A 17,171-nucleotide genomic window follows, 5' to 3' on the forward strand; every position below is an offset into this window, starting at 1 on the left:
CAAAATGTTAAACTTAAAGCATCTACCTATGAAAACGATATTAATCCCAACCGACTACCAGGCAACATCTTTAGATAGCATCCACGCCATTTGCAGGCAATTTAAGAACGAGGAATTGAAACTTGTATTTGTACACGTGTTTAAGCTGTCAGATTCGTACAGCGACCTGCTGATGTTAAGCCGCCGCAGCCGCGAGTACGAAAAAGTAAGCGACGAGTTTTACCGCTACTGCAATGTGCTGCGTGCCCAGTATCCGCATATCCAAAACATCCAGATCGATTTCTTGTATGGCAGCACGCTAAGCATGTTTAAAGACTTTATTGAACATAACGATGTGGATATGGTATTGGAAAGCGACAGCTATACGTTTACACCCATCCATCAATCAAGTGTCGACCCTGGTCTGTTGATCAAACGTTCGGGCCTGCCGGTAATTAATGTGCCTAAAGGCGACTATGCTAAAATGATGCTTGAACAAAAAGCTGCCGTGCCCGCGCAACAGCACGAAGAATTGTTAGAAGTATAACCCCTAAAACATCTGCCATTATGTTATTAAAAGAAAATATCCCCGTAACCTACATCTTTGGGAAAATCAAAAAAGAGGTACTGCTGGTAACCGTGTACTCGGTATTTATCGCCATTATGTACAGTACGTTCCATTTTACCCGTATTTCTATACCCATTGCAGTGCCTACCATTTTGGGTACGGTAATATCGCTGCTGCTGGCCTTTAAATCTAACCAGGCCTACGACCGTTGGTGGGAAGCCCGTACCCTTTGGGGCGCTATTGTTAACGATACCCGCAGCTTAACCCGCCAGTTGTTAACCTTTGTTGACACACCTTACGCCGAGCACGAGCAAAAAGCATTCTGCGAAAAAATGGCCAAACGCCAGATAGCCTGGTGCTACAGCCTGAGCCATCACTTACGTAAAGAGGACTCTTTACAAGGCCTTGAACGTTTGCTAAGTGAAGAAGATATGGAGCATTTAAAACGGTATGATAACGTGCCCATGGGCTTGTTAGAACTACAGTCGGCCGACCTGCGTAGCGCCTACAAATTGGGTTGGATAAACGAGTTTCAACAGGTTGCTATAGATGAGACTTTAACCCGTTTCAGTAACGAAATGGGTGGTTGCGAACGCATCAAGAATACCGTATTCCCGGCTACGTATAGTGTGTACATCCACCTGTCGGTATTGCTGTTTGTGTTGTTGCTACCGTTTGGTTTGATAGAATTTTTTGGTGTGATAGAAGTGCCTTTGGTTATTGCTATAGCATCGTCGTTCTTTTTGATAGAGAACATGGCCATCCACCTGCAGGATCCGTTTGAGAACAAACCTACAGATACCCCAACCACTACTATATCGCGCACTATCGAGCGTGATATCAAACAAATGCTGAAAGAGAACTACAAGCAAGAAGAACCTGCAAATGGTGCATCGTTTAATAAATCAAAAGTGTTTTATATACTCTAAATAGTTTGGGGCGATTTGTTTTAATGAGAAGGCCGGTTAGTTGTGAGAGCTACCGGCCTTTGTTTTTATGATAGACGGTGAGTACACAGCCCCTTATGTTATTACAATTCGTTTAAATATTTGTGTACAAAGCTTATCGCCATAGATTCTTCGCCTTCTTCGGCTTCCGGCACTTCGCCGTGGGTCAGCAGCCGTTCCAGCTGATCATCGGGAACATCTCACAGGGCAAGCCTTTAATTCGGCTAATGGTACGTTAGTCATGCAGCAGGGTGGTAATGTTATACAAGTATAACGGTATTTTTTGAGTAGTAAAAGGTGTAGTAACAACGCCGCCGCCAAGCAATTGATTTTACTGTTTTGGCCCGGGGCGTCCCACTAAATATTACACAAATTAGAAATTTTTGTTAATGTGTTGATAGTGAATTATTTAATTGTTTGACCTTTTGGTAAAATAGTCAAATCAAAATTATAAATAATTGATTATAAGATATTTAAAAAATTAAAAGGGTGTCTCACTGGTTTCTGAATGGGACGGAATGGGACACCCTATTTTATCACTTTTTTTCGTCATTTTTTCGACTTTGGTTCGGCCTGGAAGGTTGCATTAGCAGTGCAAATTGGTCTTTGAATGGGACAGAATGGGACATCCTATTTTTCGTTACATTTTTCGGACATTTTTCGACTCGGGTTGGCTTTGGAGTTTGCGTTACACCTAACCATGCGGCTAATTGTAAACTGCTTATTCCTTTACTACGTACTGCTAATATGTAAGTAGCTAAGAACCATTTTTGCAAAGGGATTTTTGTGTTTTCGTAAATAGTGCCAACGGTAAAGCTAAACTTATTACGACAGGGGATAGTGTTTGCGCTGTGCTTTCTCCCGGGCCAAAGCAATAACGGTTGATACAACCCAAAAATTTGTTTTGTGGCAAAAGTATCGGGGTACCCAATATTAGTTAAGTTGTCGGCATGTTTGCCAGGTGAGGATCTGCTAAGTATTATAAAGATACGCCTTAGAAAGCCATTTTCCTTCTTATCAAAACACTATCTATCCGCTTGCCTATGGCATTCAGGATCTGCTCGTCTAAAAAATCTTCGTTGCGCTGCATCCATTCGCTGCCAAGTTTAAACAGCATGGCGGCTTTGCCATCGGCGAACTTCACGTTCCATACGTGCCAGGTTTTAAAATATGCGCTTGTAATTTCTATAAGGTGTGCGGTTCCATCGGGCAGTTTAATTTTGTGTTTCATATTGGTGGTAGTTGTAAGGCGATGTCTTATAAAGACGTTTAAAAATGCCCGGATATTGCATGTTGTTTGAAGTATTATTGTCTGATTTTAGGGTTTATAACTTAAGGTGTTAATTATCAATCAATAAAAATTTTGATGACAGACAAGAGATCTAAAAAGGTAAGACAGAACGCCCCATACTTAAGCTATGCAGGTATTTTATATTGCAAATGATAGTGTAAACCGCCCAGCAATTGCTTTTCGCCCTGCTCTTCAAAACCCAAATCGATATAAAGCCTTTTGGCTTTATCGTTGCCTTTACTTACCAGCAGGCCAACGGTATCATGCCCCAATTCCGCGGCGCGGTTAAATAAGGCGGTGATCAATTTTTTGGCGATGCCTTTGCCCTGCTTATCGGGGTTTACGGCGAGGCAGTCGATGTAATATTCGCCGGGTTGGGTTTCGTCTTCAGGCGTGCCGGTAAAGCCAAGTTGGCTACGGGTATAATCCAGGAAAGGTTTGCGCAGTTCATTAATCTTGGCGCCATCATAGGCAATGATCATGCCTGCGGCTTCGCCTTGCTCGTCCCAAACCAAAATATTGGTATAACTATATTGGTTATCGGTTAGCTTTGCGAAGCGTTCAAATAACTCCAGTGGTTTTGCGGGATCATAGCTGTTGGCAAACTTGGCGGCAAGCTTGCCCATGGCTAATATGATCAACCGGGATATGGAAGGAGCGTCGGCGGGGGTAGCTTGTCGTATCATGGCGGGTGCAAAATAGTAAGAATCTCCATCTGTTTATTTATTTTATCCATGCTAAATTTTGGCTACCACCTGTACATTTACCCACCGGTTTAATAAACGATGTTGGTAAAATGTTGTGCAAAAACCATAAATTTAATGGTGCGCAATAATTCCAAATTACTTTACCGTAATATTGCCTAAGCCAATACAACCAATTAATTTATCGTGAGAAGCAAAAATTACCTGTTCACCGCATGCCTTATGGCGGCCTCTATATTCGCTAAAGCACAAGTTGTAACCATTGCGGTAGAAACGCAGCATAATGCTCTGGTGCTACAAACCGATGCCGGCAAAAACCTAAAGATGGTTTATTTTGGTGCGAAGCTTAACGATGCTAAGGGGTACGCAGGCATCGCCAAAATGTATAAACCGAATGATGATTCGGGGATATTGGATGATGCTTACACGCCGTCGGGTTCGGCTAACCTGGCAGAGCCTGCCATTACGGTTACCCATGCCGATGGCAATAAATCGCTGGACCTGCAATATGTTAGTCACGCTGTAACCAAGGTGGACGATAACGTATCGCTGTTAACCGTAACCCTTAAAGACCCCGCTTATCCGTTTGAGGTGAAGCTGTATTATAAAACCTTTTTTAAGGAGGACGTTACCGAGCAATGGAGTGTTATCAAGCATAATGAGAAGGGCGTGGTAACGCTGAACAAATTCGGATCGGCCAACCTTAATTTTAAGGCTGATGGTTTTTGGCTGAAACAATACCACGGCAACTGGGCGTCAGAAATGAAACCCGAGGAAAGCAAACTTACCCATGGCATCAAAACCATCGATAGCAAACTGGGTACGCGTGCCAACTTGTACCAGCCGTCGACTTTTATTATCTCGATGGATAAGCCCGCTACCGAGGATGAGGGCAAAGTGTTGCTGGGCTCGCTGGAATGGTCGGGGAATTTTAGATTGGATTTTGAGCTGAGCCCCGAGCCCTCAAACTATTTAAGGCTAATAGCCGGTATCAACAACGCCGCTGCCGAATATCACCTAAAACCTAACGAAGACTTTGTTACCCCCGCCCTGGTTTATACCTACAGCGAACACGGTACGGGCGATGCCAGCCGCAAAATGCACCGTTGGGCACGCAAGTATAAAATTGTGGATGGCGAGGGCAGCAGGCTTACGCTGCTGAACAACTGGGAATCTACCTACTTCGATTTTAACGAAACTAAACTGGCGCAGCTGTTTAAGGATACCAAAAAACTTGGTGTTGACATGTTTTTGCTTGACGACGGCTGGTTTGGTAATAACCACCCCCGTAACGGCGATAACGCGGGGCTTGGCGACTGGCAGGAAAACAAACTGAAACTGCCAAACGGCATTAGCGCGTTGGTGAAGGAAGCGGATGCCAATGGCGTAAAGTTCGGGATCTGGATAGAGCCTGAAATGGTTAACCCCGCCAGCGACCTTTACAAAGCCCACCCGGATTGGGTGATCAAAGAAAGCGGCCGCCCTGAAAAGTATTTCCGTAACCAGTTGGTGCTGGACCTGACGAACCCCAAGGTGCAGGATTTTGTTTTCGGCGTGGTGGATAATTTGTTCATCAAAAACCCTTCGCTGGCTTATATTAAATGGGATTGCAACGCGGTTATTTACAATGCTAATTCGCAATATTTAAAGAAAGATCAATCGCATTTGTATACCGATTATGTGCGCGGGTTGTATAAAGTTTTAGACCGGGTGCGGGCTAAATATCCAAAAGTGCCGTTGATGCTCTGCTCTGGCGGTGGTGGCCGTGTGGATTATGGTGCGCTTAAATACTTTACCGAATACTGGCCGAGCGATAACACCGACCCGCTGGAGCGGGTGTTCATCCAATGGGAGTATTCTTATTTCTTCCCGGCCATAGCCAGCTCTAACCACATTACAGATTGGGGGAAACAGCCGCTTAAATTTAAGATAGATGTGGCTATGATGGGCAAAATGGGTTTTGATATTGTGGTGAGTAAACTAAACGAGCAGGAGCTGGCTTATGCGCACATTGCCCTTAAAAATTACAACGGACTTAAAGATGTGATCTGGCACGGCGACCAGTACCGCCTGCAAAGCCCATGGGTAAACGATGTAGCATCGCTGATGTATGTGAACGATTCAAAATCAAAAGCAGTGGTGTTTAACTATTTGGTGAATAACCGCTATAACGCGGGTGCCAAAGCTCCGATACGCTTCAAAGGCCTCGACGCTACAAAAACCTATTCTGTGAAAGAAATAAACCTTTACCCGGGTACGGGTACGGTTTTAGAAACCGAACCTAAATATAAAGGCGACTTTTTAATGAATGTAGGCATCAACCCGCAGGTGAGCGCTTTTCATACCAGTGTGGTTATTCAATTGGATGAGGTGCAGTAATTAAGCCGCTAACGATAAACCATTGCCCCTACTTGTTTAATATCAAGGTCTACGAGGGAGATCAATTCTGAACAGCACAGCAGGCAGGTATGCTTTTGGTGAAAGGTAGATAGCACGTAGGGGAGTGATAGCACAAGCGCATATTTATGATTATACACCGAGCCAAAGCAGGCGTTGTTAAAGCAGTAGTATGATATGCTTAGTTCAGATTTCATAATTATTCGCTAATAAAAAAAGCCTCTTGTAAGAAGCTCGTTTCCATAGTAATATGGTATATATAGATCAGGCGATAAAGCCCGTAAATTGCAATTGATTAAAAGTTTTTAGGCAAAAAGCTTTTTGTTTAAATAGGCTTACCACTTTAGCTTCTATTTTTTTAACGGTGCTGTTTGTTTTGATATGTACTATTTTCATATTATTGGTTTATCCAAATCTATGCCAGTATTTTATACCCCCCACTCATTTTAGTTAAAATCATTTATTTGCTGTACAGAAAACAGAAAAGGCTGTCTAAAAAACAGACAGCCTTTTCATAAATATAGCTAATAAGTGTACAGTCGGCAGGTTACTTAGCCGGTGTAATGATGATGTTGCGGTAATCGATAGGGCCGTGGTCGCCCTGGATAAACAGCGGGCCCGGTTCGCCTTCCTTACTATCCATAGCGCCACCGGTAAGGCCCGGTATAATTTGACGGGTAATAACCTCTGTGCCGTTAGCCGAAAGGGTGATCATACGGCCAACCAAAGTAATATCATACGACTGCCATTCGCCGGCATTTTTAGCCATCATTTTATTTGGCGGCAAAAAGCCGTATACCGAACTGAACTGGTTGTTGATAGGCTCGGGCTCGCCGCTTTTGGTATCTATCACCTGGATCTCGTAACGCCCGCGCAGGTAAACGCCGCTGTTGCTGCCCTGTTTGTAACGGAACTCGATGTGCAGTTTAAAGTCGTTAAATTTTTGATCGCTGATTAAGTTAGCGCCCGATTTAAGGCTGCGTAAAATGCCATTCTCTACAATCCACTGGTTCTTACCATCGGTATGGAAGCCTTTGGTATCCTTACCGTTAAATAAACGAATTGGTTTGCCCCAAACAGGTGCTTTGGTGCGGATAAGTAACGGCGCGCGTACGCCGGTAAAGCTGTAGCTTTTGCCATCGGTATAAACCATAGCGCCTTTAAGGGTGTTGCCGCTTACTTCAAATTCAAAATCCATGTTGCGGGTACCTTCTTCCCATTGTGGCGGGATAGAAAAACTAAACTTGCCGCCATTAGGTTTTACTTCAGAGATAGGGCGTGCACTACCAAAAGCATAGGTAAAACGGCCGATAAGCGTATGCGTTCCCGATTTTTGAACCTCTAACCACGATGGGATGCTTTTGCCGTCTTTCTCCATGGTGATATCCCAGCGGCCAATAACGTCAGGGTCTTTAGCCATTGCATGGGTTTGTGCCGAAGCCTTTATACCACAAATTAATGTTAACGCCATAAGGCTGATGCCAAAAAAGAGGGCAAGTGCCCCTGGCTTTGAAACAAGTGTGTTTTTCATAAACGGGTTATATTGAGATGCTAAATCTACAAACTAAATTGACAATTTTAAATGAGAATGCTGAAAGGGATTTGCGGTTATACTTATCGCCCGTTGATACCATCCGCAAAATCGCCAGTCCGGCCAAAGGTGTAACCCTTTGCTTGCGCCCAGCCTATAAAATCTTTCAGTCGATTTATGAAGGGCTCGCCCGAGTTTTTGGTGACATATCCGGGCAGGCCAAGTTTGTCTTTATCGCTAAGGTCGGTAAATTCCCAGGGGTGAAAGTAAAGGTTGAGATAACCATCTTTTTTATAAGCATCTCCGCAAAGCCATTTAATAAGCGGCATGGGCAGGTTATGGAAGCTGAGCCAAAAAAGCGGGATCCTTATTAGCGGCGATACCGATGCCGGGATCTGCAATACGTTATGGTCGTAAAACCAGGTGCGCGGTTTATCAAAGTTATTGTATCGGCCCGGCAGCCAGGTAGGGTTGAGGGATGAGTTGTAGGCGTACCCCGCCTTCTCTATCTCCGCCTCATCTACAGGCATCATCCGCGCCATGCGGAAACCGGTTACCGGCGTGCCCGAGATCTCCTCGAGCTTGAGTTTGGACTGTTTTAGATGCTTGGGTTTAAAATCGGAATGGTAGTACCCATGCGAGGCTATTTCGTGGCCTTTCTCAACAATAGCACGAATGATATCCGGCTTGTGGATGGCATAATTAGCGGTGCAAAAAAACGTGGCTTTTATGCCTGCGGCCTTCAATACATCCAGCACTTTAATTGTGCCACTGGTTGAAATGGCTAACTGTTCATCAAAAGGAAGCGATTTGCCGTACTCCAATGGCATATCAAATTCCTCTACATCAAACCCTAATAAGATCATTATTTACCAGCATAAGGTTTGTAGAACGGATGATGTAAGTAGGGCGATGTTTCGATTGCATGAATATTTTACCTACATACATACCTATAATACCCAACACCAATAATTGCAGGCCGCCAAAAAACGCGATAGTTGCCATAATGGATGCCCAGCCGGTAACCGCTTCACCGGTTAAATAGCTAATGAGCACATACGGGATATACAAAATAGCCAGGGCCGAAAATGTTAAGCCGATGCCGCTAACAATGTATAGCGGGCGTGCGCTAAACGTCATGATGCTGCGCAAGGCCAGTTTAACCAATTTAAAAAACGAATAACTGGCTTCGCCGGTATGCCTTTTAGATGGGGTGTATGGGATGCCGAGTTGTTTGTAACCAGTCCATTTGATAATGCCGCGTAAAAAGATCTCGTACTCGTCTATCTGCGTTAGCTGCTTTACAACCTTTTCATCCATCAGCCTGAAATCGGCAGTGCCGTTCTCCAGTTTAATGTCTGATAGCATGTTGATGCCCTTATAGAACATTTTTGAGGTTGCCTTTTGGTACCGCTTTGCGTGCGGGTTGGCATTTTGGCGGTAGGTGTAAACAATATCGTACCCGTTTTCCCAATAGTTCAGCATCTTTAGGATCATCTCGGGCGGGTGCTGCATATCTGCATCCATGGTTATTACCGCATCGCCTTTTGCCATAGCAATGCCGGCCTTTAGGGCGTGGTCTTTACCAAAATTGCGCGAAAGCTCTATGTAGTAAACGTTGCGGTGCACTTCCGAATTAAACTTTAACTCGTTAAGCGTGTTATCCTTACTGCCATCGTCTACAAAAATGAGTTCAAAATCGTAGTCGGTTGGCATTAGGGTCTCATTGATCTGTCCAATCAAAAAAGCTATATTTTTTTCTTCGTTGTACGAGGGAATTACAATGGAGATCTTCTTTTTTACAGGGTGTATCGTCATGGTAAACAATAATTAGAAGATTTAATTAGTGACGGTGTTATAATGTAAATACTTAACAGGATAAATTTTAAAAGCGAATTAGTATTGATTCAATGATGCTATTACGCAATGTTAAGCCTTAATGTAACAGCTTGTGTAACGTAAAAGTTGCAATACCTCCCAAAGCGTAATATTCGCGTTACAAATATATACAAATCATATTAACACAAACGAAAATTTTCTATAGTTTACAAAGATGACAGTTTATTTACGATGAGTATTTTACGCTATGCTTTCAGGCTTTTTCAAGGTTTTTTCTTTTGAAAAATCGCGTGTTAACGTTTCGTAGATTATTTTAAGCCAAATTAACAAACATGGCAATGCCTTTAGCTTATATGGCTGTATATAAAAATGGTAGAGCGGTTTAGGGAAAAGATCTGACCCAGCGAAACTAATAACGATGGCAAATATCAGCAGGAAGATCTCGAATCCGGTAGGCTTATCTAAATTCATAAACCAGATAGACACACCAGCAATAGGGATGATGTAAGTTGCCGCCTCTGCCGAACTGCTAAAGATTACCGTGAAAATTAAAACTGACGCCAGTATAAGCAACTGGTATTGGGTTGACCTGTAGTGTTTGATCCGTAAATAGGAGAGCCCAAAAAGCACCAATGCCGGTGCTATCACAAACAGGTTATTAAGTGCCGGGTAATTAAACAACCGGCGTATTATCCCCATTACGCAAATATCCTGCATTAGAGAACCTTCGTTCTCGGCGTTCTTGGCAACCAGGTCGTAAAACCAATCGTGATAGGTGCGTACGATAAATGATGGTGAAGAGATAGCCATTGGCAGCACAAATAATACTGCCGACCAAAAAATAAAGCTGGCAATAAACTTCAGCTTGTTATCCGAAAAGAAAAAGAACGCCAGGCCAACAATGCCATAAAGTTTAGTAAACATACCCAGGGCAATCATCAACGCGGCCCAAAAATCCTGCTTCCGTTTAATAAAATTAAAGCTAAGGATGATGAGCGCTGCTATAAGCGGGTTAAACTGGAAATAAAGTGTCGACCCAATAAGGTCATTAGCGCACAGTAGCAAAATAATAACGAATTTACCCGGCCCCAAAGGAAGCATCTGTATGGCTTTAAAGAGTATAAAAGCGCTGAAGGCTACCCAAAGTACTACGCCAATACTATCGGGCAGTAGGGCGAATGGAGCGATGATCAGCGAGAATACAGGCCCGTAGTGGTTGCGGTCGTAATAAAATTCGGGCTGCTGAATGTATAGGCTCTGCTGCGAGATGGTATTTATAAAGTTGTGTTTAAATATCAGGTAGTTATTGATGGATTGATGCGTCAATACACCTTTTAATGCTAAAAGAATGCATACGCCAAACCATAAAGAATACACAAAAGGCTTATTATAAATAAGCCGGGTAAGCGCTTGTTTCATTATAGGAGTTTAAAAGGCGCGAAGATACAAACTTGGTTTATATCCTTTAAACAAGCTACAGGTTTTTTATCTGGTTGATGTATACATTTAGCTTTTGGCGGATAAGATCCAGAGGGAGATCTTGATTAGGGTCCATCAGGATAGATTCGTATTGGTCTTTTGGCATTGTACCTCCCACCGGTTCTGCAAACTTTTATCGAGGGAAAAGCCCATTTTAAGTTTCTTACGATCTAGCCAAAGATATGCCAGTTTTTTGCCCCGATAAGTAAAGAACGGGATCTGAAATTTACGCTCGTGAATACTTTCTGCATCCAACCGCAAAATAATATCCCTGTAATATTAGAAATAAGATTTTTTATACGTTATTTAAATTTCATAAGGGTTAAATCACCCTTGACAAAGCTTTACTTTTAATATTAAATTTGTTAAAAATTTAACCTGTAACGATGGCTTATTACCTAAAAGAAGCTCTTGAACAACTAGATGTAGGGACAGTTGGCCAAAATGTTTGTTTTTATTTGATGATAACTGTAATGCTGTTAATTGTTATCGTTCAATTTTCAATTCTTAAACAGCGAAAAAATTAACCATGAGGTTTGTTAACCATGACAAATATAAAAACATTAAACATCGGTTAATTTTAACGATTTTTAATGCTAAAACAGATGCTCAAATTTAAGCTTGAAACGTTATTGATTTTTAATTACCTCCATTGGGTCAAACTTCAACCTGGTAACTAACTAACTCACCTAATCTCATCTCTAACTTAGGGTAATTAGCTTATCCGGCACTCATCATCGCTGTAGGCATCTAATAACAGTGTACTTGTCATTGTAAAAAGCAATCTTCCAATACACAGCCGGGAAGTTAACAAGAGTTTTACCATTAGTTACAGTGCCTTTACTTCCCCAGGTGCCAGCCTAATTTAAATTCAATGGATTTTACCTTTTTACAATCCTATAATTTTGATATTCGCCAATATGCCAACCAAAGGTATCAGCTACAAATTGTAAGAATCTTCGCCTGAAAGTGAAATTTTTAGTTATGGGTTTATTAGTAAAATCAATATTCCAATTTGTTGCTTTGATGCGGCTTAATATAACTTTTGGATGCTTGCCTTCAAATTTTTTTAATCGATCAGCATTGTCATAATTAAATTCATAAGTTTCGGGCAAGTGCTGCTGAACCCATGTATCATCATGGTAAAAACAATTAAAATTTCGAGCCTTATTTGATAAGCCTGTTTGCGGCTTTGCCCATCCATAATGATAAACATAAGCGTCAATTAATTTCACATTAATTTTGTTGCCATTGAGCCTAAAGCCCTGCGCATCCCGATATGATCGAATACCTTTTATATTTTTAAGTATTCTAATTTCTCTCCTATACCACCGCCGCGAATTTCCTACGTAATCATAAGAGCCATAAAAATGAACATATTTTAATAACAGACCTTCGATGTGTTTATCATTTAGATTTTTCTGCATCTCGGCCTCTATTAACGGCAAGTATTTCTCATGAATAACTTCATCGCCCTGGATGTAAAACGCCCAGTCTGCCTCGGGTGAAACATTATAAAAAGCAATGTCAGTTTGGTCTGCGAACACTTTGCCACCCTCTTTTAAAGACATATCCCAAACGGTATCAATTATTTTAATTTTAGGAGATTGGATGCCGAGGATTAATTGCCTTGTTTCATCATCTGATTGGCCTACCGCAACAACAAATTCATCACAAAGTGGTAAAATGGATGTAATAGCTTCTACAATTGGATAATCGTTTATTACAGCATTTCTAATAAAGGTAAAACCGGAAACTTTCATAAATGTAGGTGATGGCGACTAAATTAATAAAAGAATATTGCATGCATTATAAAACCCATCAGTCTAATTGGTTTATAATATCATATCAATTGTCAACAGCTATAATATTGTTTGGAGGATTAAAAATAGTATAGCCCCCAAAAAAAGGGAAGCAATTGACCTTTAAAAAGTTGCCGGGCAATACCTGAATCAGATTCATCTTTTAAGGCTAAAAGATTAAGAAAATTACTCCAAAAAAAAAGCCTTTAATCTTTCGACTATAGGCTTTTTATTTATGGTGTGGTATCAGCTGGGATCGAACCAGCGACACAAGGATTTTCAGTCCTTTGCTCTACCGACTGAGCTATGATACCGCTCCGTTTAAGGTTTGCAAATGTAGCGTTTTTTTTATTTCCAGAAACATTTTTTTCAACTTTAGTTGGATGGATGTCATCTTCCTGCGCTCGGCAATTGAAATTCAGTGAATTAGAGCGTTAAAATATTTTAAGTTTTTTTTCGGAGGACATATAACAGACCTTATTTAAACAAGTTCTAAGTTTAAAACATTTCGGCAATATCTATCTTTACTTAAATCAAATTCCTACTTTAGCTTTAAATTACTATGCACGCATAATATTATATATGGTCGGACAGGTTATCTTCATCATCATTTTACTGGGCGCTGCTTACCTGTTTGGCAGGAACGTAGCCAAGGTTAGGCGCAATATCCTATTAGGCCGCGATACCGACCGCAGCGACCGCCCTGCCGGGCGCTGGGCGATAATGGCTAAGGTTGCCCTGGGCCAAACCAAAATGGTGAAAAGGCCAACGGCTGCCGTAATGCACTTTTTTATTTACGTAGGTTTTGTGATCATCAACCTCGAGGTACTGGAAATCATGATAGATGGCATCTTCGGCTCGCATCGAATATTTTCCAAACCATTGGGCAGTTTATACGGCTTGCTGATAGGCGGGTTTGAAGTATTGGCGTTGCTGGTGCTGGTATCCTGCGTGGTTTTCATGGCTCGCCGTAACATCCTTAAATTAAAACGCTTTACCAGTGCCGAGATGACCACCTGGCCAAAATCGGACGCGAACTATATCCTTGTTATCGAGATCCTGTTAATGACGGCCTTCCTCACCATGAACGCCGCCGACTATAAATTACAGCTTTTACATTTCGGCCATTACGCTACCGCGGGCAGTTTCCCGGTAAGTGATATGATAGCGCCCTTATTGCCATCGGGCGCAGGCGCGCTGGTAGCCATAGAACGTGGTTGCTGGTGGTTTCACATCATCGGGATATTGGCGTTTTTAAATTACCTGCCGTATTCAAAGCATTTTCATATTTTGCTGGCGTTCCCTAATGTGTACTACTCTAACCTGCAACCAAAGGGCGAGTTCAGCAATATGGCGTCGGTTACCAACGAGGTAAAGGCCATGCTCGATCCATCGTTCGTGCCCGAGCCTGCCGGGGTAAGCCTTTTTGGGGCGAAGGACGTAACCGACCTCACCTGGAAAAACCTGATGGAAGCCTATACTTGTACCGAATGTGGCAGATGTACATCGGTTTGCCCCGCTAATATTACGGGTAAGCTGTTATCGCCCCGCAAAATTATGATGGATACCCGCGACAGGCTGGTAGAGGTGGGCAACAATATTGATAAGCACGGTAAGGATTATACCGACGATAAAACTTTATTGGACAACTACATCACCCGCGAGGAATTATGGGCTTGTACCACCTGTAATGCTTGTGTAGAGGCCTGCCCGGTGAATATTAACCCGTTAGAGATTATCACCGAAATGCGCCGTTACGTGGTGATGGAAGAATCGCAGGCACCTGCAAGTTTGAACAACATGTTCGGTAATATGGAAAATAACGGTGCCCCATGGAAATACAGCCAGGCCGATAGGTTAAACTGGGCCGAAAAAGAATAACGATATGTCGCAAGATTTAGAAACAAAATATATAGCCTTTGTAGAAAAGGTAGCCGCCAGTAAACAGGTTTGGGGCTTAAAAAGTAAAGCAGGATGGGCTAATGCCGATGCTACCGAGAACGCGGAAGTGGCCGTGATCCCGTTTTGGTCTGAGCGGGGCCTTGCCAAGCTTGGTGCCCGGGATGACTGGAAAACCTATACACCAACGGAGATCCCGCTGGCTATATTTTTAGAGGACTTGTGTATGGATATGGCCGAAAATGATGTTTTGGCTGGTGTTGAATGGGATACCAAAATGTTTGGCACGGAGGCTGTTGCTTTAGTGGCAGCGCTGGATATTTTAAACAGGTTAGCGGCCATCAATTCGGCCATTACATTTACCAATTACAGCAGTATAAAGGAGTTTATAACCGAGTTAAGCGAAGAACAATAATGGAGCAGACTATTCCAACTATGGCCCAAATGGCTGCCGAAGGCAAAGAACCCGAGATACTATTTTGGGTAGGCTGTGCCGGTAGTTTTGACGAGCGCGCGCAAAAAATAACCCGCGATATTTGCAAGATCCTGCACCATGTAGGCATGAGCTACGCCGTGTTGGGTACTGAGGAAAGTTGCACAGGCGACCCTGCCAAACGTGCCGGTAACGAGTTCCTGTTCCAGATGCAGGCTATGGTGAATATTGAGGTGCTGAACGGTTACAACATTAAAAAGATAGTTACCGGCTGCCCGCATTGCTTTAACACTATCCGTAACGAATACCCGGGCCTTGGCGGTACTTACGATGTGATCCACCACACGCAACTGATCCAATCACTTATTGACGAAGGCAAGCTGAAGGCCGAAGGCGGTGAAAGCTTTAAAGGCCGTAAAATAACCTTCCACGACCCATGTTACCTTGGCCGCGCCAATAACGTTTATGAAGCGCCCCGAGCGGCTCTGGAAATTCTGGATACCGAACTGGTAGAAATGAAACGCTGTAAAAGCAACGGCCTTTGCTGTGGTGCAGGCGGCGCGCAAATGTTTAAAGAACCCGAGCCGGGCAAAAAAGAAATTAACGACGAGCGAATGCTGGACGTGATCCAAACCGGTGCCAGCATAATTGCATCCGGCTGCCCTTTTTGCATGACCATGCTAACCGATGGTGTTAAGCACATGGAAAAAGAGCAGGAAATAATGGTGATGGATATTGCCGAGATTACGGTTAGGGCTAATGGGTTATAACCCTTTCCCCTTTAAAAAATCAAATGCTTGTTTTAAACTATCCAGCCTTTGCGGTGATAACTTTTTTACGGGGATATCCCAATGTGTAGCCATAGAATCGATGTCGCCTTGCGGGTCTTGGTAGGTTTGGTAGATAATATCATCTGCCTGAGTCTTCATTTCAAGGGTGTCTGTAGCAGCGCTGCCGGCGATGTAACCCAGGTCTGAAAATTGCTTTAAACTGAACGAATAATACTCCTGTTTACCCTGTTGATAAGTTTTGCGCAGGCGCATAAAATGGTCGGGGGTGAGGTTAATTTCGTACTTTTTAAGAGTAGGCTCAACGGTAGGGTCGTAATTCTCGTTCAGGAAACGATTGCCCCAGCTTATCCATTCCTGCTCACCCATAATAGGCCTAAAACTACCAAAAAACAGCCCCGAAAGGGATATTAAGGCAATTATAAAGGTTTTAATCTTCGCAGGCAGAAGTGATGTTTGCATAACAATTTATAATAAACCTAAGTTAATAATTTGATAAATTTGCGATATGGAATTTTCTTCACACTCAAGGGTTTGGGTATACCAATCCGGCCGTAAATTAACCAACGCCGAAACCCTGCAAGCACAGGTTTTGATGGATAATTTTACCACCGGCTGGACGGCCCACAACAACCAATTGCTTGCCAAAGCCGAGATAAGGTACAATCGGTTTTTGATTTTGTTTGTGGATGAAAGCCAGGCCGGCGCAAGTGGTTGTTCTATAGATAAATCGGTAAATTTTATGAAGCAGTTGGAGCAGCATTTCGGTATCAACTTGTTCGACAGGTTTAACCTGGCCTACCGCGATGGCGAAGAGGTGTTATCCGTGCCCCGCCACCAGTTTGAAGACCTACTAAAAGCCGGCACCATTAATACTGAAACGATCGTGTTTAACAATCTTGCCCAAAACCTAACCGAACTGCAAACCAAATGGGAAGTGCCGTTTAAAGATAGCTGGCATATCCAGCTGTTTAGAGACTTGGTTGGTTAATTAGTGGTTCTAACTATTCAATAATCAACAATTAACCACTTACCAACCTCGTGTTCATCATCAGCCTCAACTACATCGCTCCGCTCGAAGAATTGGACGAACATATGGCCGCGCATGTAAAATACCTTAAAAAGTATTATGCTGCGGATGTCTTCATTATGAATGGGCGCAAAGTGCCGCGCACGGGCGGCGTTATCATTGCCCAGGCCGATTCAAAAGAAATTCTGGAGAAGATTATCGCTGAAGACCCATTCCACAAGCACAAGCTTGTGGAGTTTGAAATAACGGAGTTTTTGGCAACGCAAGCCCACTCTGATATTAAAGCGATGATCCGGTAAAGCCAAAATAAACGATGCTTTGCTATTCTGGGTAGGGCAGTCACTTCATTTTCGTGTAACTAAATTCTTTTTGATCCGGCATAGCGTTTCCGGCGCTATACCGAGGTACGAGGCGATCAGGTTTTGAAGGATACGTTCGATGATCTGCGGTTTGGATTCCGCCAGCTGCAAATATTTTCTTCGGC

At 42.9% G+C, this 17,171-nt stretch carries 18 protein-coding genes and 1 tRNA gene; 8 read left to right on the plus strand and 11 right to left on the minus strand.

All coding sequences use genetic code 11. The annotated features are described in order from the left end of the window. Positions 1-28 precede the first annotated feature (28 nt). Entirely contained in the window at positions 29-526 is a 498-nt protein-coding gene (locus NAF17_RS01155; protein WP_252756141.1) for a hypothetical protein, read from the plus strand. A gap of 20 nt (positions 527-546) precedes the next feature. Continuing rightward, a complete protein-coding gene (locus NAF17_RS01160) occupies positions 547-1,476 on the plus strand; it encodes a bestrophin family protein (RefSeq protein WP_252756142.1) in 930 nt (309 codons plus the stop codon). Between the two features lie 1,012 nt (positions 1,477-2,488). On the opposite strand, the gene NAF17_RS01165 is transcribed toward NAF17_RS01160, so the two are convergent. Further along, positions 2,489-2,725, minus strand: coding sequence for a hypothetical protein (locus tag NAF17_RS01165; protein WP_252756143.1), 237 nt, complete (start codon positions 2,723-2,725; stop codon positions 2,489-2,491). Positions 2,726-2,910: 185 nt separating this feature from the next. Then, complete coding sequence (locus NAF17_RS01170) at positions 2,911-3,471, minus strand: GNAT family N-acetyltransferase (RefSeq protein ID WP_252756144.1); 561 nt, start codon at positions 3,469-3,471, stop codon at positions 2,911-2,913. Positions 3,472-3,675: 204 nt separating this feature from the next. Here NAF17_RS01170 and NAF17_RS01175 point away from each other — a divergent pair, with 204 nt between their 5' ends. Further along, on the plus strand, positions 3,676-5,868 hold the full coding sequence (locus NAF17_RS01175; RefSeq protein ID WP_252756145.1) for an alpha-galactosidase: 2,193 nt from the start codon (positions 3,676-3,678) through the stop codon (positions 5,866-5,868). Positions 5,869-5,876: 8 nt separating this feature from the next. On the opposite strand, the gene NAF17_RS01180 is transcribed toward NAF17_RS01175, so the two are convergent. From NAF17_RS01180 to NAF17_RS01210, 8 genes are all read right to left on the minus strand, one after another. Further along, the gene (locus NAF17_RS01180) at positions 5,877-6,083 is read right to left on the minus strand and encodes a hypothetical protein (protein WP_252756146.1); all 207 of its coding nucleotides are present in this window, start codon (positions 6,081-6,083) and stop codon (positions 5,877-5,879) included. 67 nt (positions 6,084-6,150) lie between these two features. Beyond that, entirely contained in the window at positions 6,151-6,282 is a 132-nt protein-coding gene (locus NAF17_RS18020) for a hypothetical protein (RefSeq protein WP_256474403.1), read from the minus strand. Between the two features lie 151 nt (positions 6,283-6,433). Next, a complete protein-coding gene (locus NAF17_RS01185) occupies positions 6,434-7,417 on the minus strand; it encodes a 3-keto-disaccharide hydrolase (RefSeq protein ID WP_252756147.1) in 984 nt (327 codons plus the stop codon). An 83-nt stretch (positions 7,418-7,500) separates the two neighbouring features. Continuing rightward, a complete protein-coding gene (locus NAF17_RS01190; protein ID WP_252756148.1) occupies positions 7,501-8,283 on the minus strand; it encodes a polysaccharide deacetylase family protein in 783 nt (260 codons plus the stop codon). Continuing rightward, positions 8,264-9,235, minus strand: a complete 972-nt coding sequence (locus NAF17_RS01195) for a glycosyltransferase family 2 protein (protein ID WP_252756149.1) — start codon at positions 9,233-9,235, stop codon at positions 8,264-8,266. The genes NAF17_RS01190 and NAF17_RS01195 overlap by 20 nt, the downstream gene beginning before the upstream one ends. Before the next feature lie 261 nt (positions 9,236-9,496). Beyond that, on the minus strand, positions 9,497-10,675 hold the full coding sequence (locus tag NAF17_RS01200; protein WP_252756150.1) for a glycosyltransferase family 87 protein: 1,179 nt from the start codon (positions 10,673-10,675) through the stop codon (positions 9,497-9,499). A 941-nt stretch (positions 10,676-11,616) separates the two neighbouring features. Further along, the gene (locus NAF17_RS01205) at positions 11,617-12,498 is read right to left on the minus strand and encodes a glycosyltransferase family protein (protein ID WP_252756151.1); all 882 of its coding nucleotides are present in this window, start codon (positions 12,496-12,498) and stop codon (positions 11,617-11,619) included. A 280-nt stretch (positions 12,499-12,778) separates the two neighbouring features. Then, positions 12,779-12,851 (minus strand) — tRNA-Phe (locus tag NAF17_RS01210). Positions 12,852-13,119: 268 nt separating this feature from the next. Between NAF17_RS01210 and NAF17_RS01215 the strand changes: the two genes are divergently transcribed. The 3 genes from NAF17_RS01215 to NAF17_RS01225 are packed head-to-tail and all read left to right on the plus strand — an operon-like array spanning position 13,120 to position 15,639. After that, positions 13,120-14,418 (plus strand): 4Fe-4S dicluster domain-containing protein, encoded by a 1,299-nt coding sequence (locus tag NAF17_RS01215; RefSeq protein WP_252756152.1) that lies wholly within the window; start codon positions 13,120-13,122, stop codon positions 14,416-14,418. A gap of 4 nt (positions 14,419-14,422) precedes the next feature. Beyond that, positions 14,423-14,851: a DUF2750 domain-containing protein gene (locus NAF17_RS01220; protein ID WP_252756153.1), complete on the plus strand. Its 429-nt coding sequence runs from the start codon at positions 14,423-14,425 to the stop codon at positions 14,849-14,851. Next, positions 14,851-15,639, plus strand: a complete 789-nt coding sequence (locus NAF17_RS01225; RefSeq protein WP_252756154.1) for a (Fe-S)-binding protein — start codon at positions 14,851-14,853, stop codon at positions 15,637-15,639. Before NAF17_RS01220 ends, NAF17_RS01225 begins: the two co-directional genes overlap by 1 nt. On the opposite strand, the gene NAF17_RS01230 is transcribed toward NAF17_RS01225, so the two are convergent. Beyond that, positions 15,634-16,119, minus strand: a complete 486-nt coding sequence (locus NAF17_RS01230; protein WP_252756155.1) for a hypothetical protein — start codon at positions 16,117-16,119, stop codon at positions 15,634-15,636. The two genes, NAF17_RS01225 and NAF17_RS01230, sit on opposite strands and share 6 nt — an antisense overlap. Positions 16,120-16,165: 46 nt before the next feature. On the opposite strand from NAF17_RS01230, the gene NAF17_RS01235 reads away from it, so the two are divergent. Both NAF17_RS01235 and NAF17_RS01240 read left to right on the plus strand, forming a co-directional pair. Continuing rightward, positions 16,166-16,648: an ABC transporter ATPase gene (locus tag NAF17_RS01235; protein WP_252756156.1), complete on the plus strand. Its 483-nt coding sequence runs from the start codon at positions 16,166-16,168 to the stop codon at positions 16,646-16,648. Between the two features lie 50 nt (positions 16,649-16,698). Next, positions 16,699-16,986: a YciI family protein gene (locus tag NAF17_RS01240; protein WP_252756157.1), complete on the plus strand. Its 288-nt coding sequence runs from the start codon at positions 16,699-16,701 to the stop codon at positions 16,984-16,986. Positions 16,987-17,171: the final 185 nt, after the last annotated feature.

The organism is Mucilaginibacter aurantiaciroseus, assembly GCF_024055595.1.
Taxonomy (GTDB): Bacteria; Bacteroidota; Bacteroidia; order Sphingobacteriales; family Sphingobacteriaceae; genus Mucilaginibacter; species Mucilaginibacter aurantiaciroseus.

Coding starts and splice junctions, on each gene's coding strand:
- NAF17_RS01155 (WP_252756141.1), top strand. CDS start 29: ATGAAAACGATATTAATCCCAACCGACTACCAGGCAACATCTTTAGAT.
- NAF17_RS01160 (WP_252756142.1), top strand. CDS start 547: ATGTTATTAAAAGAAAATATCCCCGTAACCTACATCTTTGGGAAAATC.
- NAF17_RS01165 (WP_252756143.1), bottom strand. CDS start 2,725: ATGAAACACAAAATTAAACTGCCCGATGGAACCGCACACCTTATAGAA.
- NAF17_RS01170 (WP_252756144.1), bottom strand. CDS start 3,471: ATGATACGACAAGCTACCCCCGCCGACGCTCCTTCCATATCCCGGTTG.
- NAF17_RS01180 (WP_252756146.1), bottom strand. CDS start 6,083: ATGAAATCTGAACTAAGCATATCATACTACTGCTTTAACAACGCCTGC.
- NAF17_RS18020 (WP_256474403.1), bottom strand. CDS start 6,282: ATGAAAATAGTACATATCAAAACAAACAGCACCGTTAAAAAAATAGAA.
- NAF17_RS01185 (WP_252756147.1), bottom strand. CDS start 7,417: ATGAAAAACACACTTGTTTCAAAGCCAGGGGCACTTGCCCTCTTTTTT.
- NAF17_RS01190 (WP_252756148.1), bottom strand. CDS start 8,283: ATGATCTTATTAGGGTTTGATGTAGAGGAATTTGATATGCCATTGGAG.
- NAF17_RS01195 (WP_252756149.1), bottom strand. CDS start 9,235: ATGACGATACACCCTGTAAAAAAGAAGATCTCCATTGTAATTCCCTCG.
- NAF17_RS01200 (WP_252756150.1), bottom strand. CDS start 10,675: ATGAAACAAGCGCTTACCCGGCTTATTTATAATAAGCCTTTTGTGTAT.
- NAF17_RS01205 (WP_252756151.1), bottom strand. CDS start 12,498: ATGAAAGTTTCCGGTTTTACCTTTATTAGAAATGCTGTAATAAACGAT.
- NAF17_RS01215 (WP_252756152.1), top strand. CDS start 13,120: ATGGTCGGACAGGTTATCTTCATCATCATTTTACTGGGCGCTGCTTAC.
- NAF17_RS01220 (WP_252756153.1), top strand. CDS start 14,423: ATGTCGCAAGATTTAGAAACAAAATATATAGCCTTTGTAGAAAAGGTA.
- NAF17_RS01225 (WP_252756154.1), top strand. CDS start 14,851: ATGGAGCAGACTATTCCAACTATGGCCCAAATGGCTGCCGAAGGCAAA.
- NAF17_RS01230 (WP_252756155.1), bottom strand. CDS start 16,119: ATGCAAACATCACTTCTGCCTGCGAAGATTAAAACCTTTATAATTGCC.
- NAF17_RS01235 (WP_252756156.1), top strand. CDS start 16,166: ATGGAATTTTCTTCACACTCAAGGGTTTGGGTATACCAATCCGGCCGT.